This window comes from Streptomyces sp. NPDC093089 (assembly GCF_044754405.1).
Lineage (GTDB): Bacteria > Actinomycetota > Actinomycetes > Streptomycetales > Streptomycetaceae > Streptomyces.
In genome coordinates, this window is the sequence record NZ_JBIVPA010000013.1 from 113,803 (window position 1) to 129,185 (window position 15,383).

Genomic DNA, 15,383 nt, shown 5'->3' on the forward strand with positions numbered 1-15,383 from the left:
GACGGTCCGGGACGGCACCCTACCCGCGGGTTGCTACTCGGCGGTATGCCCCGAGGTGCGCTTCTTCCGGCGCCACAGCACCAGCGGCAGCGCTCCGGCCAGGCTCGCCGCGCCGACGGGGGCGGCGGCCAGGGCCTGGTTGAGGGCGGGCTGGTCGAAGATGTCCGGCACGGGGAGCGTGGCCCAGCGGGTCACCGGCCAGGCGATGACGACGGCGCGGCCGACGACCTCGTCGTTGGAGACGGTGCCACCGCCCGGGAGCTGCTGGTGGAAGCGCGAGTCCAGCGAGTTCTGCCGGTTGTCGCCCATGACCCAGATCCGGCCCTCGGGGACCTTGATCGGACCGAACGAGTCCTGGCAGGGCACGGAGCCCGGGTAGAGGTACGAGGTCTCGTCCAGCGCCACGCCGTTGAGGACGACCTTGCCGCCCTCCTTGCAGGACACGGTGTCACCGCCGACGGCGATGACGCGCTTGATGAGGTCCTTCTCCTCGGCGGACGGCATGAGGCCGATGAAGCTGAGGAACTTCTGCACGACGTTGGGCTTGGGCGCCTCCTGGCCCTCCAGCCAGCCGCCCGGGTCGTGGAAGACGACGACCTCGCCGCGCTCGGGCTCGGAGCCGAACCAAGGGGTCAGCTTGTCGACGAGAACCCGGTCGCCCTTCTGGAGGGTGTTCATCATCGACTCCGAGGGAATCGAGAACGCCTGCACCAGGAAGGTCTTGATCAGCAGGGCGAGCACCAGGGCGATGCCGACGAGGAGCGGCAGTTCCTTCCAGAAGGAACGCTGCTTCTTCGGGCCCCTGGGTCCGTCCGCCGCGTCGTCGTGCGACACCTCGTCACCCGTCACGTCGTCACCCGTCACACCCTCGCCGGTGGCCTCGTCGGCCCTCTTCTCGGGCTCATCGCGTCCGGATCGTGCGCCGACGGCCAAATCCCCCACATCCACTCCTCAATCCGTGCGAACGCCTGCCCCGGAACAGGGACAGGCCCACCACTCCCATAACGAGCAGAAGTTCCGCAGGGGTCGGGAGCCCGGGCAATCCGTTCAGATTCCGCTGGGACACACTATGCGACAGACCGAGCGCCGACTCGGAACTCGTACTGGTGTCCGGTCCGGCGTCCGGCACCGCGCTGAACGTCTGCCGCTCCTCCAGGCGCTTCCAGTGCGCGAAGGGCCAGGCGATCACCACGGCGCGCCCGACGACCTGCTCCTCGGAGACGGTGCCGTGCCCCTCCTCGTCCAGGTGGAAGCGGGAGTCGGCCGAATCGGACCGGTGGTCGCCGAGGACGAAGATCCGCCCCTGCGGGACCTTCACCTCGAAGGGGATCTCGGACGGCTGGTTCCCGGGGTGCAGGTACGGCTCGTCCAGCGGTACGCCGTTGACGGTGAGCCGCCCGTCCTTGTCGCAGCAGCGGACGGTGTCGCCGCCGACCGCGACGACCCGCTTGATGAGGTCCCGGTCGTCGGCCGAGGGCAGCAGCCCGATGAAGGTCAGCGCCTGCTTGGCCTGCTTGATGACGATCGGGTCGTCGGCGGGCGGCGCGGCGTCGTGCTGGAGCCAGGTGCCGGGGTCCTTGAAGACGACGACGTCGCCGCGCTCCGGGCGGGAGCCGAACCACGGGGTGAGCTTGTCGACCAGGACCCGGTCGTCGATCCGGATCGTCTGCTCCATGGAGCCCGAGGGGATGACGAACGCCTGGACCAGGAAGGTCTTGAGGACGAGGGCGATGAGCACGGCCACCGTGATCAGGACGGGGATCTCCCGGATCGCCGAGCGCTGCCGGCGTCGCTTGACCTTGCGGGCGAGCTTGCGCCGCTCCGCGCGGCCGGGCAGAACCGGGCCCTGGTCTGCGTCGCCGCCGCGGGCGGATCCGCCGGCGGGGCGGCCGCGGCTACCCATGGGCCCCCACCCCGTGTCCGCCGGCCGGCGGGGCCGGTACGGCGCCGAAGGCGCCCGTGTCGGGCAGCGCGGACCAGCGGCCGAAGGGCCAGGCGATCCAGCCGGCGCGTCCGACGACCTTGTCGACGGGAACCATCCCGCCGCCGGGGTTGCCCAGGTGGTCGCGGGAGTCGCTGGACTGGCTGCGGTGGTCGCCCATGACCCAGAGCCTGTCCGGAGGGACGACGATGTCGAAGGCCACGCTGGACGGCTGGTCGCCGGGCATCAGGTAGCGCTCCTGGACGGCGACGCCGTTGACCGTGATCCGGCCGTCCGCGTCGCAGCAGACCACCCGGTCGCCGCCGGTGCCGACGACCCGCTTCACGAAGTCGGTCTCGGCAGGCTCGGCGAGCCCGAGGGCGGCCCCGGCGCCGCGCAGGAGTCCGGTGACCGGATCGCCCTCCGGTTCCTCCCGTACGAAGGAGCCGGTGCCGTCGAAGACGACGACGTCGCCCCGGCCCGGCTCCGTGCCGAAACGGTACGCCAGCTTGTTGACCAGGATCCGGTCGCCGACCTGGAGCGTCGGTTCCATCGAGCCGCTGGGGATCAGGAAGGGCTGCATCACGAAGTGGCTCAGGAGCAGCAGGAAGGCCATGCAGGCGGCGCCCACCGCGACGGTCCGCCGCCACGAGGGCGGGGTCCTGGAGTCCTCGGAAACGCGCGCGGAGCGCGACCCTTCCTCCGTGTCGGAAGAGGGGTCGCGCTCCGGGTGCTGTGCTTCGGTGTCCATCGCTGGCAGAGCCTATCCGGCGAGCCTGTGCGCGGACCGGGAAGCGTCGAGCGTGCCGGGAGCCGAAGCTCAGCGGTCGCGCTTCTCCTTGATCTTGGCAGCCTTGCCGCGCAGCTCACGCAGGTAGTAGAGCTTGGCGCGACGGACGTCACCGCGGGTCACGAGCTCGATCTTCTCGAAGATCGGGCTGTTCACCGGGAAGGTGCGCTCGACGCCGACGGAGAACGAGACCTTGCGGACCGTGAAGGTCTCGCTGACGCCCGAGCCCTGGCGGCGGATGACGACACCCTTGAACTGCTGGATGCGGGAGCGGTTGCCTTCGATGACGCGCACGTGGACGTTCACGGTGTCGCCGGGGCGGAAGGCGGGGAGGTCGGAGCGGAGCGCGGCCGCGTTGACCTGGTCGAGCAGGGAGGCCATGGAGGTCTCTTTCCTCGCTGATGCCACAGGTCATCAGCGGTACGTTCGGATGATCGGGAGGCCGTACGTCTCTGACGGCGTCGTTCCCCCTGTGGCAGGGGCGCGCGCCGGACGGACGACAGCGGCCTATTCTTCCACGCCTTCGACCCTGCGCCAAAATCGGCCGCCGGGCTCGGGCGCCCACCCCATCATCGAGAGGATCTCGCGGTCCTTCTTGTCGAAGGCCGCCGGATCGCAGCGCTCGATGAGGTCGGGCCGGTGGGCGGCGGTGCGGCGGAAGGCCTCGTCCCGCCGCCAGCGGGCGATCTTGCCGTGGTGCCCGCTGAGGAGGACGTCGGGGATGCCGCGGCCGCGCCACTCGGGGGGCTTGGTGTAGACGGGGCCCTCCAGGAGGTTGGCCATGGCCCCGGGCGCGAAGGAGTCGTCGCGGTGGGACTCGGCGTTGCCGAGGACACCGGGCAGGAGGCGGGCGACGGCCTCGGTGACGACGAGGACCGCGGCCTCCCCGCCGGCGAGCACGTAGTCGCCGATGGAGACCTCGTAGACGGGCATCCGGGTCGCGTACTCGTCCATGACGCGGCGGTCGATGCCCTCGTAGCGGGCCGGGGTGAAGATCAGCCAGGGCCGCTCGGAGAGCTCGACGGCCAGCTCCTGGGTGAAGGGCCGGCCGCTGGGGGTCGGGACGACGAGGACCGGGCCGTGGGCGCCGCCCTCGTAGCCGTCGGCGAGCGCCTGGTCGAGCGCGTCGCCCCAGGGCTCGGTCTTCATGACCATGCCGGGGCCGCCGCCGTACGGGGTGTCGTCGACCGTGTTGTGCCGGTCGTAGGTCCAGTCGCGCAGGTCGTGGACGTGGACGTCGAGCTGTCCACGCGCGCGTGCCTTGCCGACGAGGGAGACGTTCAGCGGTTCGAGGTACTCGGGGAAGATCGTGACGACGTCGAGCCTCATGCGTCGTCACCCTGCTCGGCGTCGTCGCGGGAGGAGGCGATCTCGGCGCGGTCGTCGATGAGGCCGGGCGGCGGGTCGATGACGGCCCGCTGCTCCTCCAGGTCGATCTCGACGACGATCTCCGAGACGAAGGGGATCATCAGCTCGGTGCCGTCGGGGCGCTCGACGATGAAGAGGTCCTGCGACGGCAGGTGGGAGATCTCGGTGATCCGGCCGACCTCGGTGCCGTCGGCGAGGACGACGTCGAGGTCCATGAGCTGGTGGTCGTAGTACTCGTCCTCCTCCTCCGGCAGCTCGGCGGGGTCGACCTCGGCGATGAGGAGGGTGTTGCGCAGGGCCTCGGCGGCGTTGCGGTCGCGGACGCCCTCGAAGCGCAGCAGCAGCTTGCCGCTGTGGACCTTGCCGGACTCGATGGTCAGCGGCCCGGCGGAGGCCGGGTCCGTGAGCAGGACGGCCCCGGGGCCGAGCCGCAGCTCGGGCTCGTCCGTCCGCACCTCGACGGTGACCTCGCCCTTGATGCCGTGGGCGCGGCCGATCCGCGCGACTACCAGCTGCACTGCTCCACACTCTCCTGTCACACAGCTCGTACGACGAAAAACGACAACGGGCCGGGGTGGGCTCGTAAGCCCTCCCCGGCCCGTGCCGGCACATCATTCAACCGATGTGGCCGACTTGCTCAGCGGACCTGGTCCACGTCGACGAGGTCGACTCGGATTCCACGGCCGCCGATGGCGCCCACGACGGTACGCAGCGCGCGTGCGGTGCGGCCGTTGCGGCCGATCACCTTGCCGAGGTCGTCGGGGTGCACCCGGACCTCAAGCACGCGGCCACGACGCAGGTTGCGCGAGGCGACCTGCACATCGTCGGGGTTGTCGACGATGCCCTTCACGAGGTGCTCGAGAGCCTCCTCGAGCATGCTCAGGCCTCGGTCGACTCGGTCGACGCGGCCTCGGCCTCGTCAGCCTTCTTGTCGGCCTTCTTGGCCTTGGGGGTGATGGCCTCACCCTTGTCGTCGCCGCCCTCGAGGGCCTTCGCGAACTCGTCGAACGAAGCGCGCTTGGCCTCCTTCGTCGCGGGGACGAGCAGCGCCTTCTCGGGGGCCGGCAGACCCTTGTGCTTCTGCCAGTCGCCGGTGAGCTTCAGGATGGCGAGGACCGGCTCGGTCGGCTGGGCGCCGACGGACAGCCAGTACTGCGCACGCTCGGAGTCGACCTCGATACGCGACGGGTTGTACGTCGGGTGGTAGAGGCCGATCTCCTCGATCGCGCGACCGTCGCGGCGGGTGCGCGAGTCGGCGACGACGATGCGGTAGTGCGGCTGGCGGATCTTACCGAGGCGCTTGAGCTTGATCTTGACTGCCACTGGAGTGGTGTCTCCTGGTCTTGACGTGGTTGGGCACTTGAGATGCCACGTGGGGTTGCGGTACTCGGATGCCCGATGGACGCGTCAGCCGGAGGAGAGAGGGGTCCTATGCGACTGTCGAGTACAGCTAGCCATTGTGCCACACGCCGCCGGGTCAGGTGGCGGCGCCCACCGTCTCCGGGATCCGGAAGGGCTTGCCGCAGCCGCCGCAGACGATCGGGGCCTGGGCCAGCACGGACGGCACCACGCGCACGTTCCGTCCGCAGTCGCAGACGGCCTTGACGCGCACGCCGCCGCCCGAGGAGCCGTGCCGGGCGGCCGGTCCGCGGAAGGAGCGCTTGGTGTCGGCGGCGGTGGCGACCGTGTGGGCCTTGAGGGCCCGCTGGAGCCGCTCGATGGTCGGCCGGTAGCGGCGCCTGGCCTCCGGGGTGAGCGTGACCAGGGAGAAGCCGCTGCTCGCGTGCGGCTCCTCGGGGTGGTCGAGGCCCATCTCCTCGGCGATCGCGAGGAATCTGCGGTTGTGGTAGCGGCCGGCGCGGGAGGTGTCGCGGACCCCCCGGGCGGCGGCGATGCCGTGGACTGCCTCGTGGAGCAGTCGTTCGAAGGAGAGTTCGGCGCCACAGGCGGACGAGGACTCTCCGATCAGGGACTCGGGCGCGGCAAGATCCGGCAGCTCGGAGTGGTGCCGCTGAATGTCGGCCCACGCCTGTGCCAGCTCTGCGGCGAGAACAGGTGGTGTCGTGCTCACGTCGCGTACAACGAGCCGAAGTGCCCCCGGGTTCCATTCCGGGGCATCCCAAATATTTTGCACGTACCCGTCAGTTGCCGTTGATGCGTCCTGACGAGGGCCAGTGCGCCGATCTGCGGAGAAGCCGCGCAGGGGGCGTCAAGCTGGTGCGTAGTAGCGCATACGCCCCGGCGCGTAGCCGCGGTACGTGCGCCCCCCGGAAGCGCCTCTTCAGCGCCGGGTCCGAGCCCGGACGGCGTCCGGCCGGAGTGTTGCAGGGACATTACCGGGTCCGGGTGCGGGACCGCGCACCGCCCCTCCCCCGGACGAACAGGTCCGGCGCGAGCACTGGACGCCGCCCGGGATGCGCAGTTCCCTGACTACGGGGGGCTGTCGTCCAGGCACGGATTGGGGCTCTTTCCATGACACCTACGCTCGTCCCGCACCACCCCGCGCGCGACTGGGCCGAGATCCAGGAACGCATGCTCGTCCCGCTCTACGAGGCGGTGTACGAGCGCCTCGGCGTGGGAGCCGGCACCCGCGTCCTCGGCCTCGGCTGCGGCTCCGGCCTGGCGCTGCTGATGGCGGCGGCCAGGGGCGCGCGGGTGGCCGGAGTGGACCGGGACCACGCGCGCGCGGAGCTCGCCAGGGAGAGGCTGCCGGAGGACGTCGTGGTCGCGGAGGACGTGCCCGAGGACCTCCCGTACGACGTCCTCACGTTCTTCCACGCGACCGACGGGATCCTCCCCGAACTGACCGCCCTCACCCGTTCGGCGCAGCGGGGTGCGGCGGTCGTCCTCGGCGGCTGGGGACCCCCGGAGCGGTGCGCCACGGAGCCGGCCCTGCGGGTCGCGGCCCGCCTCGCGGACCGCCCGCCGGGGTTCCGCGCCGACCTGGACGGCCTGGTGGCCGCCGCGGGGCTGCTCCCGGACGGCTCCGGCCGGGTGGCCTGCCCCTTCGGGTACGCGAGCGAGGGCAGCGCGGTGCGCGGGCTGCTCTCGACGGGCGCGTTCGACGAGGCCGTGCGCGCCACCGACCCCACCCAGGTCGAGAAGGAGATCGCGGAGGCGCTCGCGCCGTACGTCCGCGCGGACGGGACGGTCTGGATGCCGACCGTCTTCCGCTACGTCGTCGCCCGGGTGCGGTGACGCGGCGGCTCAGGACTTCTTGGACAGCCGCGTGATCCCCGCCGCCCGGTAGGCCGCGTCCTCCTCCAGGGTCTCGTTCGCGAGGAGGGCCTCGGCCAGGGCGTCCAACCGGTCACGGTGCTCGCGGAGCTGCCGCACCGCGCTCTCGTAGCACTCGTCGACGATCCGGCGCATCTCCTCGTCCACCATGTCGAGGGTCGCCGGGGCCGCCGACAGGCCGTACGCCTGCTGGGCGTCGCCCGGGATGGCGGTGAGGCGGCCGACGCGCTCGCTCATGCCCCAGCGGCCCGCCATGCCCCGGGCGATGTTGGTGACCTGTTCGAGGTCGCTCTCGGCGCCGGTGGTGATGACGCCGAACACGACCTGCTCGGCCGCCATGCCGCCGAGGGCGCCGATGATCCGGCCGCGCAGGTAGTCCTCGGTGTACGCGTACTTGTCCGAGTCCGGGGTCGAGAGAGTGACGCCGAGGGCCCGGCCGCGCGGCACGATGGTGATCTTCCGGACCGGGTCGGCGCCCGGCTGGAGCATCCCGAGCAGCGCGTGCCCGCTCTCGTGGTACGCGGTCCTGCGCCGCTCCTCCGCCGGCATCACCAGCGGCCGCTCCGCGCCCAGCTGCACCTTCTCCAGGGCGTCGGAGAGGTCGGACTGGGTGACCGCCTTCTGCTCGCGCTTGACCGCGAGGAGGGCGGCCTCGTTGGCGAGGTTGGCGAGCTCGGCGCCCGTCATGCCCGGGGTCGTCCGGGCCACGTGCTCCAGGTCGACGTCCCGCGCGAGCGGGATCTCCCGGGTGTGGATCCTGAGGATGGCCTCGCGGCCGCCCCGGTCGGGCGGGTTGACGTGGACGATCCGGTCGAAGCGGCCCGGCCGGGTGAGGGCGGGGTCGAGCACGTCGGCGCGGTTGGTGGCGGCCAGCACGATCACGCCCTCGGACCCCGTGAAGCCGTCCATCTCGGTGAGGATCTGGTTGAGGGTCTGCTCGCGCTCGTCGTGCCCGCCCATCCCGGAGCCGCCGCCGCGCGCCCGGCCGATGGTGTCGATCTCGTCGATGAAGATGATCGCGGGCGCGACCTTGCGCGCCTCGGCGAACAGCTCGCGGACCCGGGAGGCGCCGACGCCCACGATCATCTCGATGAACTCGGAGGCGGAGGCCGAGAAGAACGGCACCCCGGCCTCGCCCGCGACGGCCCGGGCCAGCAGGGTCTTGCCGGTGCCGGGAGGGCCCGCGAGGAGCACGCCGCGGGGCATCTTGGCACCCATCTCGCGGTAGGCCTGCGGGTTCTTCAGGAAGTCCACGACGTCGTTGAGCTCGCCCTCGACCTCGTCGATGCCGGCGACGTCGGCGAACGTCGTCCGCTTGCCGCCCTCCAGCTCCACCGGCTTGGGCGGGGTCTTGCGGCCGAGCATGCCACCGGCCCCGCCGCCCATGCCCGCGCTCATCCGCCGGGCGATGAACACCCACAGCACGATGATCAGCAGCATCGGGGCGAGCGAGATGAGCAGGTTGGCGAGGAAGCTGCGCTCCTTGACGACCGGCTCGGCGGTGACCACCACGTTCTGCTTGGTGAGCTGCGCCCACAGGTCGTCGTCGGCGAACGCCGGCCGCTGGGTGGTGAACTTGGTGTAGTCGCCGTCCCCGTCGGGGACCGGCTGCTTGTTCTTCAGCTGCCCCTGGATCGCGTCGCCCTTGGAGTAGATCTTCGTGACGTTCCCGGCCGCGACCTGCTTGTCGAACTCGGTGTACGAGATCGTCGGCCCGTCGCCGTCGTTGAAGAACGACAGGACGATGTTGGCCAGCAGGTACACGACGAGCGCGGTCAGGATGAGGCTGCCCCAGCTCCCCGGCAGGCGCTTCTTCGGCGGCGGGGGTGGCGGGGCCCCCTCCGAGCGCCAGGGCTGATCGGTCCGGTCGCGCGGGGGTACGGGGTTGGCCACGTGGCTCTCCTCGGGGCGGCAGTTGCCCCAGTATCGAAGAGCGGGACGAACCCGGCATCGCGGACGGTCCGCAGGGGTGAGAAGGGGCCCGGGGCGGTTTCGCACCGCCCCGGGCCCCTCCCGTACGAGCCGTCAGCTCATGAACTTCTTGAACTCGTCCGGGAGCTCGAAGTCCTTGGGGGCCTGCCCCGCCGCCGGGAGGCCGAACGCGCCGCCCGCCTGCGCCTGCTCACGGCGCTCGGCCGCGGCCTGCTCCTCGGCCTTCCGCTTCATCGGGTTGCCGCTCTTGCGCTTGCCCTTGGCCTGCTTGACCTGCTTCTTCTGCCGGCCGGGGCCGCCGCCCATGCCCGGGATGCCCGGCATCCCCGGCATGCCGCCGCCCTGCGCCATGCGGGACATCATCTTGCGGGCCTCGAAGAACCGCTCGACCAGGCCCTTGACCGCGCTGACCTCGGCACCCGAACCCTTGGCGATACGGGCCCGGCGGGAGCCGTTGATGATCGTCGGGTCCTGGCGCTCGGCCGGGGTCATCGACTTGATGATGGCGGCCATGCGGTCGACGTCCCGCTCGTCGATGTTGGCGATCTGCTCCTTCATCTGGCCCATGCCCGGGAGCATGCCGAGGAGCTTCGAGATGGAGCCCATGCGACGGACCTGGTCCATCTGCGCCAGGAAGTCGTCGAGCGTGAACTCCTGGCCCTTCTTCGACGCGAGCTTCGAGGCCATCTTGGCGGCCTCTTCCTCGTCGAAGGTCTGCTGGGCCTTCTCGATGAGGGAGAGCATGTCGCCCATGCCGAGGATGCGGGACGCCATGCGGTCCGGGTGGAACGCGTCGAAGTCGTCCAGCTTCTCGCCGTTGGAGGCGAACATGATCTGCTTGCCGGTGACGTGCGCAATGGAGAGCGCCGCGCCACCGCGGGCGTCGCCGTCGAGCTTCGACAGCACGACGCCGTCGAAGCCGACGCCGTCGCGGAACGCCTCCGCGGTGTTGACCGCGTCCTGACCGATCATGGCGTCGACGACGAAGAGGATCTCGTCGGGGCTGACGGCGTCGCGGATGTCCGCGGCCTGCTGCATCAGCTCCTGGTCGATGCCGAGGCGGCCGGCGGTGTCGACGATCACGACGTCGTACATCTTGGTCCGCGCGAACTCGATCGAGTCCTTGGCGACCTGGACCGGGTCACCGATGCCGTTGCCCGGCTGCGGGCCGTAGAAGGCGACGTCGGCGCGGTCGGCGACCACCGAGAGCTGGTTGACGGCGTTCGGGCGCTGGAGGTCGCACGCCACGAGCAGCGGCGAGTGCCCCTGTTCCTTCAGCCACAGGCCGAGCTTTCCGGCGAGGGTGGTCTTACCGGCACCCTGCAGACCGGCCAGCATGATCACGGTCGGCGCGGTCTTCGCGAACCTCAGTCGGCGGGTCTCGCCGCCGAGGATCGAGACCAGCTCGTCGTTGACGATCTTGATGACCTGCTGGCTGGGGTTCAGCGCCTTGGAGACCTCGGCGCCGAGCGCCCGCTCCTTGACGTTCTTGATGAACGCACGGACGACCGGCAGGGCGACATCGGCCTCGAGGAGGGCGATACGGATTTCCCGGGCCGCGCTGTCGATGTCCTGCTCGGAGAGGCGGCCTTTGCCCCGGAGGGACTTGAAAGTCGCGCTGAGGCGGTCGGAAAGCGTATCGAACACGGTGGTCGCGATCCTCGGGTCGGGGCGGGATGGTCGCCACCCAGGGTATCCGGCCCCAGGACACGACCGCCCTTGCCGGTCGAAATGGACCGGCAAGGGCGGGAACCCCGCTGCTGCGGGAGCACGCCGCCCCGGACGGGCGGCCCTTGCCGCGGAGGGGTCCGTCCCCGCTCGCGCGGGGAGCACTCCGTGCGCAGCGGCCGGCGTGCCGATCGGGTCACGCCCTCACCGCAGCGCCTCCTCCAGGGTCCGGGCCAGGTCGATGGCCTCCTCGTCGGGGAGGAGGGAGCCGTCGGGGCGGGTGACGTAGAGGGTGTCGACGGCGTTGGCGCCCAGCGTGGAGACGTGGGCGCTCCTGACGCGTACGGTCGCGCCCTCCAGGGCGCGGCCGATGCGGTGGAGGAGGCCGGGGGCGTCCTGGGCGCGGACCTCGATGACGGTGGCGAGGCGGGAGTCGGCGGCGGCGACGGTGACGCGGGGCGGCGGGGCGGTGAGGCCGCGCCGGCGCGGGTAGGCGGCGTCGCGTTCGGCGAGGCGGGCGGGGACGTCGAGGGTGCCGTCCAGGGCGCGGACGAGGTCGGCGCGGAGCCTGGCCGCTTCGGGCAGCGAACCGTACTCGGCGGCGACGCGCCAGTCGAGGACGAGGACGGAGCCGGAGCCGAGCGCGGTGGGCAGTTCCACGGCCCTGAGGTCGGCGGCGCGGACGGTGAGCCGGTGGAGGGCGAGGACGCCGGCGACGGCGGGGAGGACGCCGGGCTGGTCGGGGAGGGCGATGAGGAGTTCGACGCCGACGGGCTCGGGTTCCTCGGGCTCGGCCACGACGGGTTCGGTGCGCAGGGCGAGGACGGGTTCGCCGGTGCGGAGCGCCTCGACGGCGAGGCGTTCCTGTTCGGCGCTGGGCGCGGCGGCCTCGGGGTCGGGCGGGGTGTCGCCGGCGAGGACGCCCGCGACGCGTTTGACGAGGTCGGCGACGAGCGAGGCGCGCCAGGAGGACCAGGCGGCGGGGCCGGTGGCGAGGGCGTCGGCCTCGGTGAGGGCGTGCAGGAGTTCGAGGGTGCCGACGGTGCCGACGGCCTGGGCGACGGACTGGACGGTGGCGGGGTCGTCGAGGTCGCGGCGGGTGGCGGTCTCGACGAGGAGGAGGTGGTGGCGGACGACGGTGGCGATGACGCCGACGTCGGTGCGGTCGAAGCCGATGCGGGTGGCGACGTCGCGGGCGATGGTCTCGCCGGCGACGGAGTGGTCGCCGGGCCAGCCCTTGCCGATGTCGTGGAGGAGGGCGGCGACGAGGAGGAGGTCGGGGCGGCCGACGCGGCGGGTGAGGGAGGAGGCGCGGACGGCGGTCTCGACGAGGTGGCGGTCGACGGTCCAGGTGTGGACGGGGTTGCGCTGGGGCCGGCAGCGGACGCGTTCCCAGTCGGGGAGCAGCAGGGTGACGAGGCCTTCGGCCTCCAGGGCCTCCCAGACGGGCACGGTGGCCTCGCCGGCGCCGAGGAGGGTGACGAGTTCCTCACGGGCCTCGGCGGGCCAGGGCACCGGGAGGGGTTTGGCGGCCGCGGCGAGGCGGCGTACGGCGTGCAGGGAGATCGGCAGGGCGGACTGGGCGGCCGCGGCGGCGGCCCGCAGGGGCAGTACGGGGTCGCGTTCGGGTCGGGCGCTGAGGGCGAGCACGGCTTCGCCGTCCATCTCGACGACGCCTTCGGCGAGCGGAGTGCGCTCGACGGGGGGTTTCGTGCCGCCGCGGCTCAGGAGGGAGCGCAGCCGGGGCCGGGCGGAGCGGGCCTTGAGGACGCGGTTGACCTCGCGCCAGGTGACGTCGGCGGCGTACGAGATGGTCCGGGCGGCCTCGTACACCTCGCGGAGCAGGGTGTCGGCGTCGAGGAGGCCGAGTTCGGCGGCGACGGCGTCCTGTTCCTGGAGGGCGAGCCGGTCGGTGGCCCGTCCGGTGGCGAGGTGGAGGGCGTCGCGGGCGTCGAGGAGGCGGCGGCGGGCGTCGTCGAGGCCTTCGCGGGGGGCGTCGGCGAGCCAGGAGGCGGCGACGGCACGGAGGGCCTGGGCGTCGCGGAGGCCTCCTCTGGCCTCCTTGAGGTCGGGTTCGAGGAGGAACTGCAGTTCCCCCATGCGTTCGGCCCGCTCGCGGCAGAGTTCGTCGAGTTCGGGGAGGCGCCTGGGTGCCTGGTTGCGCCAGTCGGCGAGGACGGTGGTGCGCAGGGCGGCGACGAGGCCGGCGTCTCCGGCGACGGGCCGGGCGTCGAGGAGGCCGAGCTGGACCTTGAGGTCCTCGCCGGCGGTGGCGCGGGCCTCGGCGGGGGTGCGGACGGAGTGGTCGAGGGCGAGGCCGAGGTCCCAGACGGGATACCAGATGCGGTCGGCGAGGGCGGCGACGGCGGCCTTGTCGGCGCTGCCGTCGTGGAGCAGGAGGAGGTCGAGGTCGCTGCGCGGGGAGAGTTCGGCGCGGCCGTAGCCGCCGACGGCGACGAGGGCGACCCCGCGGGGTGGTGCGGCTGCGGCGAAGAGGCCGACCAGCCAGTCGTCGGTGAGCCGGGCCAGGGCGGAACGGCGCGGCGGCCCGGACCGCTCCTTCTCGTGGAGAAGGAGCAGCCGGGCCGCCGCGTAACCGCCGGGTCCCGAATCTTCGGTCTCTTCACTCGCTTCGAGGCTCGTCACCCGGCGGCTCCTCACGTGTGCTTACAGTGCGTCCGGACCGCGCTCGCCGGTGCGGACCCGTACGGCGGTCTCGACCGGCACGCTCCACACCTTGCCGTCACCGATCTTGCCGGTTCGGGCGGCCTTGACGACGACGTCGATGAGCTGTTCGGCGTCATCGTCCTCGACGAGGACCTCGATGCGGATCTTGGGGACGAGGTCGACGGTGTACTCGGCCCCCCGGTAGACCTCGGTGTGGCCGCGCTGGCGGCCGTAGCCGCTGGCCTCGGTGACGGTGAGGCCGTGGACGCCGAAAGCCTGGAGGGCCTCCTTGATCTCGTCGAGCCGGTGCGGCTTCACGACCGCGGTGATGAGCTTCATGCGTCCACCTTCTTGTTCTGCGTGACGGCCGGGGCGGGGGCTGCGGCGGTGGAGCGCGAGGACGCGCCGCCGCCGGCTCCGCTGAAGTCGTACGCGGTCTCGGCGTGCTCGACCTGGTCGATGCCGGAGACCTCGTCGTCCTCGCTGACCCGCATCCCCATCGTCTTGTCGATGGCCAGGGCGAGGACCGCGGAGACGATCAGAGAGTAGGCGAGGACCGCGAAGACGCCGATGGCCTGCTTGCCGAGCTGGTCGAGGCCGCCGCCGTAGAAGAGGCCCTTGGCGTCGGACTGGACGCCGCCGGTGGCGAAGAAGCCGACGAGGAGGGAGCCGATGACTCCGCCGACGAGGTGGACGCCGACGACGTCGAGGGAGTCGTCGTAGCCGAACTTGTACTTGAGGCCGACGGCCATGGCGCAGAGCAGACCGGCGATGGCGCCGACGGCGATGGCGCCGAGCGGGCTCACCGCGCCGCCGGCCGGGGTGATGGCGACGAGTCCGGCGACCGCGCCGGAGGCGGCGCCGAGGGTGGTGAAGGCGCCATGGCGGATCTTCTCGTAGAACAGCCAGGCGAGCATGGCGGCGGCGGTGGCGACCTGGGTGTTGACGAACATCACGGCGCCGACGCCGTCGTCGTTGCCGAGCCAGGAGCCGGCGTTGAAGCCGAACCAGCCGAACCAGAGGAGGCCGGCGCCGAGCATGACCAGCGGGAGGCTGTGCGGGCGCATCGGGTCCTTCTTGAAGCCGACGCGCTTGCCGATGACGAGGATGACGCCGAGGGCGGCGGCACCGGCGTTGATGTGGACGGCCGTGCCGCCGGCGAAGTCGATGACGCCCATCTCGAAGAGCCAGCCGCCGGAGCCCCAGACCCAGTGGGCGACGGGGAAGTAGACGATCGTGACCCAGAGGGTGATGAAGAGGGCCCAGGCCGTGAACTTGACGCGGTCGGCGAGGGCGCCGCTGATGAGCGCGGGCGTGATGATCGCGAACATCAGCTGGAAGACGGCGAAGACGTACACCGGGATGGTGTAGCCGTCCCAGAGCTCGGTGATGCCGATGCCGCTGAGGCCGACGTACTCGGAGGACCAGCCGATGAGCGATCCGGAGTCGGTGCCGAAGGCGATGCTGAAGCCGTAGAGCACCCACAGGATCGTGACGATCCCGAGGCTGATGAAGCTCATCATCAGCATGTTGAGGGTGGACTTGACGCGGACCATGCCTCCGTAGAAGAAGGCGAGAGCCGGGGTCATCAGCATGACCAGGGCGGAGCAGATGAGCATGAACCCGGTGTTGGCGGCGGACAGCTCGGGGGCGTCTGCTGCCAGGGTCGTGATGGCTGGTGCCATCGGCGTCTCCTCGTCGTCGGTACGGCCTGTGCGGGGCGGGGCCGGAGAGAACGGCGGCCGTGAGGGGCGTGGCCGGTTATGGGCCAGAGATTCGCGCAGCGCGGTTTCCGTCGAT

Annotated in this window: 15 protein-coding genes; 1 reads left to right on the forward strand and 14 read right to left on the reverse strand. The window is 71.7% G+C overall.

Going from position 1 to position 15,383, the window contains the following annotated elements; genetic code table 11:
- Nucleotides 1-33: 33 nt before the first annotated feature.
- The 9 genes from lepB (ACIQFX_RS28470) to ACIQFX_RS28510 all read right to left on the reverse strand — a co-directional run bounded on the left by lepB (ACIQFX_RS28470) (nt 34) and on the right by ACIQFX_RS28510 (nt 6,150).
- On the reverse strand, nt 34-933 hold the full coding sequence (gene lepB, locus ACIQFX_RS28470) for a signal peptidase I (RefSeq protein WP_402469335.1): 900 nt from the start codon (nt 931-933) through the stop codon (nt 34-36).
- Nucleotides 902-1,903, reverse strand: coding sequence for a signal peptidase I (lepB, locus tag ACIQFX_RS28475; protein ID WP_402469028.1), 1,002 nt, complete (start codon nt 1,901-1,903; stop codon nt 902-904). The genes lepB (ACIQFX_RS28470) and lepB (ACIQFX_RS28475) overlap by 32 nt, the downstream gene beginning before the upstream one ends.
- On the reverse strand, nt 1,896-2,672 hold the full coding sequence (gene lepB, locus ACIQFX_RS28480) for a signal peptidase I (protein ID WP_402469030.1): 777 nt from the start codon (nt 2,670-2,672) through the stop codon (nt 1,896-1,898). The genes lepB (ACIQFX_RS28475) and lepB (ACIQFX_RS28480) overlap by 8 nt, the downstream gene beginning before the upstream one ends.
- Nucleotides 2,673-2,741: 69 nt before the next feature.
- Complete coding sequence (rplS, locus tag ACIQFX_RS28485) at nt 2,742-3,092, reverse strand: 50S ribosomal protein L19 (RefSeq protein WP_317874030.1); 351 nt, start codon at nt 3,090-3,092, stop codon at nt 2,742-2,744.
- A gap of 126 nt (nt 3,093-3,218) precedes the next feature.
- Nucleotides 3,219-4,040 (reverse strand): tRNA (guanosine(37)-N1)-methyltransferase TrmD, encoded by an 822-nt coding sequence (gene trmD / locus ACIQFX_RS28490; protein WP_402469034.1) that lies wholly within the window; start codon nt 4,038-4,040, stop codon nt 3,219-3,221.
- Nucleotides 4,037-4,597, reverse strand: a complete 561-nt coding sequence (gene rimM / locus ACIQFX_RS28495) for a ribosome maturation factor RimM (RefSeq protein WP_402469037.1) — start codon at nt 4,595-4,597, stop codon at nt 4,037-4,039. The genes trmD and rimM overlap by 4 nt, the downstream gene beginning before the upstream one ends.
- Before the next feature lie 119 nt (nt 4,598-4,716).
- On the reverse strand, nt 4,717-4,956 hold the full coding sequence (locus tag ACIQFX_RS28500) for an RNA-binding protein (RefSeq protein ID WP_005311361.1): 240 nt from the start codon (nt 4,954-4,956) through the stop codon (nt 4,717-4,719).
- A gap of 2 nt (nt 4,957-4,958) precedes the next feature.
- Nucleotides 4,959-5,402 carry a 30S ribosomal protein S16 gene (gene rpsP / locus ACIQFX_RS28505; RefSeq protein WP_030325634.1) on the reverse strand — a complete coding sequence of 148 codons (444 nt, stop codon included), beginning with the start codon at nt 5,400-5,402 and terminating at the stop codon, nt 4,959-4,961.
- A 154-nt stretch (nt 5,403-5,556) separates the two neighbouring features.
- Nucleotides 5,557-6,150: a hypothetical protein gene (locus tag ACIQFX_RS28510; RefSeq protein ID WP_402469039.1), complete on the reverse strand. Its 594-nt coding sequence runs from the start codon at nt 6,148-6,150 to the stop codon at nt 5,557-5,559.
- A gap of 401 nt (nt 6,151-6,551) precedes the next feature.
- Here ACIQFX_RS28510 and ACIQFX_RS28515 point away from each other — a divergent pair, with 401 nt between their 5' ends.
- Complete coding sequence (locus ACIQFX_RS28515) at nt 6,552-7,277, forward strand: methyltransferase domain-containing protein (protein WP_402469042.1); 726 nt, start codon at nt 6,552-6,554, stop codon at nt 7,275-7,277.
- A gap of 9 nt (nt 7,278-7,286) precedes the next feature.
- On the opposite strand, the gene ftsH is transcribed toward ACIQFX_RS28515, so the two are convergent.
- The 5 genes from ftsH to ACIQFX_RS28540 form a co-directional block, all read right to left on the reverse strand.
- Nucleotides 7,287-9,209 carry an ATP-dependent zinc metalloprotease FtsH gene (gene ftsH / locus ACIQFX_RS28520; RefSeq protein ID WP_402469046.1) on the reverse strand — a complete coding sequence of 641 codons (1,923 nt, stop codon included), beginning with the start codon at nt 9,207-9,209 and terminating at the stop codon, nt 7,287-7,289.
- Between the two features lie 132 nt (nt 9,210-9,341).
- A complete protein-coding gene (gene ffh, locus ACIQFX_RS28525) occupies nt 9,342-10,895 on the reverse strand; it encodes a signal recognition particle protein (protein ID WP_402469048.1) in 1,554 nt (517 codons plus the stop codon).
- Nucleotides 10,896-11,120: 225 nt separating this feature from the next.
- Entirely contained in the window at nt 11,121-13,562 is a 2,442-nt protein-coding gene (locus tag ACIQFX_RS28530; RefSeq protein WP_402469051.1) for a [protein-PII] uridylyltransferase, read from the reverse strand.
- 21 nt (nt 13,563-13,583) lie between these two features.
- Nucleotides 13,584-13,922, reverse strand: a complete 339-nt coding sequence (locus tag ACIQFX_RS28535; RefSeq protein WP_004924863.1) for a P-II family nitrogen regulator — start codon at nt 13,920-13,922, stop codon at nt 13,584-13,586.
- Nucleotides 13,919-15,268 carry an ammonium transporter gene (locus ACIQFX_RS28540; protein WP_402469054.1) on the reverse strand — a complete coding sequence of 450 codons (1,350 nt, stop codon included), beginning with the start codon at nt 15,266-15,268 and terminating at the stop codon, nt 13,919-13,921. The genes ACIQFX_RS28535 and ACIQFX_RS28540 overlap by 4 nt, the downstream gene beginning before the upstream one ends.
- Nucleotides 15,269-15,383: the final 115 nt, after the last annotated feature.

What these genes read in the sequence shown, in the direction of transcription:
- trmD (WP_402469034.1), bottom strand. Translation starts at nt 4,040, where the DNA reads ATGAGGCTCGACGTCGTCACGATCTTCCCCGAGTACCTCGAACCGCTG.
- ACIQFX_RS28535 (WP_004924863.1), bottom strand. Translation starts at nt 13,922, where the DNA reads ATGAAGCTCATCACCGCGGTCGTGAAGCCGCACCGGCTCGACGAGATC.
- ACIQFX_RS28540 (WP_402469054.1), bottom strand. Translation starts at nt 15,268, where the DNA reads ATGGCACCAGCCATCACGACCCTGGCAGCAGACGCCCCCGAGCTGTCC.
- rplS (WP_317874030.1), bottom strand. Translation starts at nt 3,092, where the DNA reads ATGGCCTCCCTGCTCGACCAGGTCAACGCGGCCGCGCTCCGCTCCGAC.
- ACIQFX_RS28500 (WP_005311361.1), bottom strand. Translation starts at nt 4,956, where the DNA reads ATGCTCGAGGAGGCTCTCGAGCACCTCGTGAAGGGCATCGTCGACAAC.
- lepB (WP_402469030.1), bottom strand. Translation starts at nt 2,672, where the DNA reads ATGGACACCGAAGCACAGCACCCGGAGCGCGACCCCTCTTCCGACACG.
- ACIQFX_RS28515 (WP_402469042.1), top strand. Translation starts at nt 6,552, where the DNA reads ATGACACCTACGCTCGTCCCGCACCACCCCGCGCGCGACTGGGCCGAG.
- lepB (WP_402469028.1), bottom strand. Translation starts at nt 1,903, where the DNA reads ATGGGTAGCCGCGGCCGCCCCGCCGGCGGATCCGCCCGCGGCGGCGAC.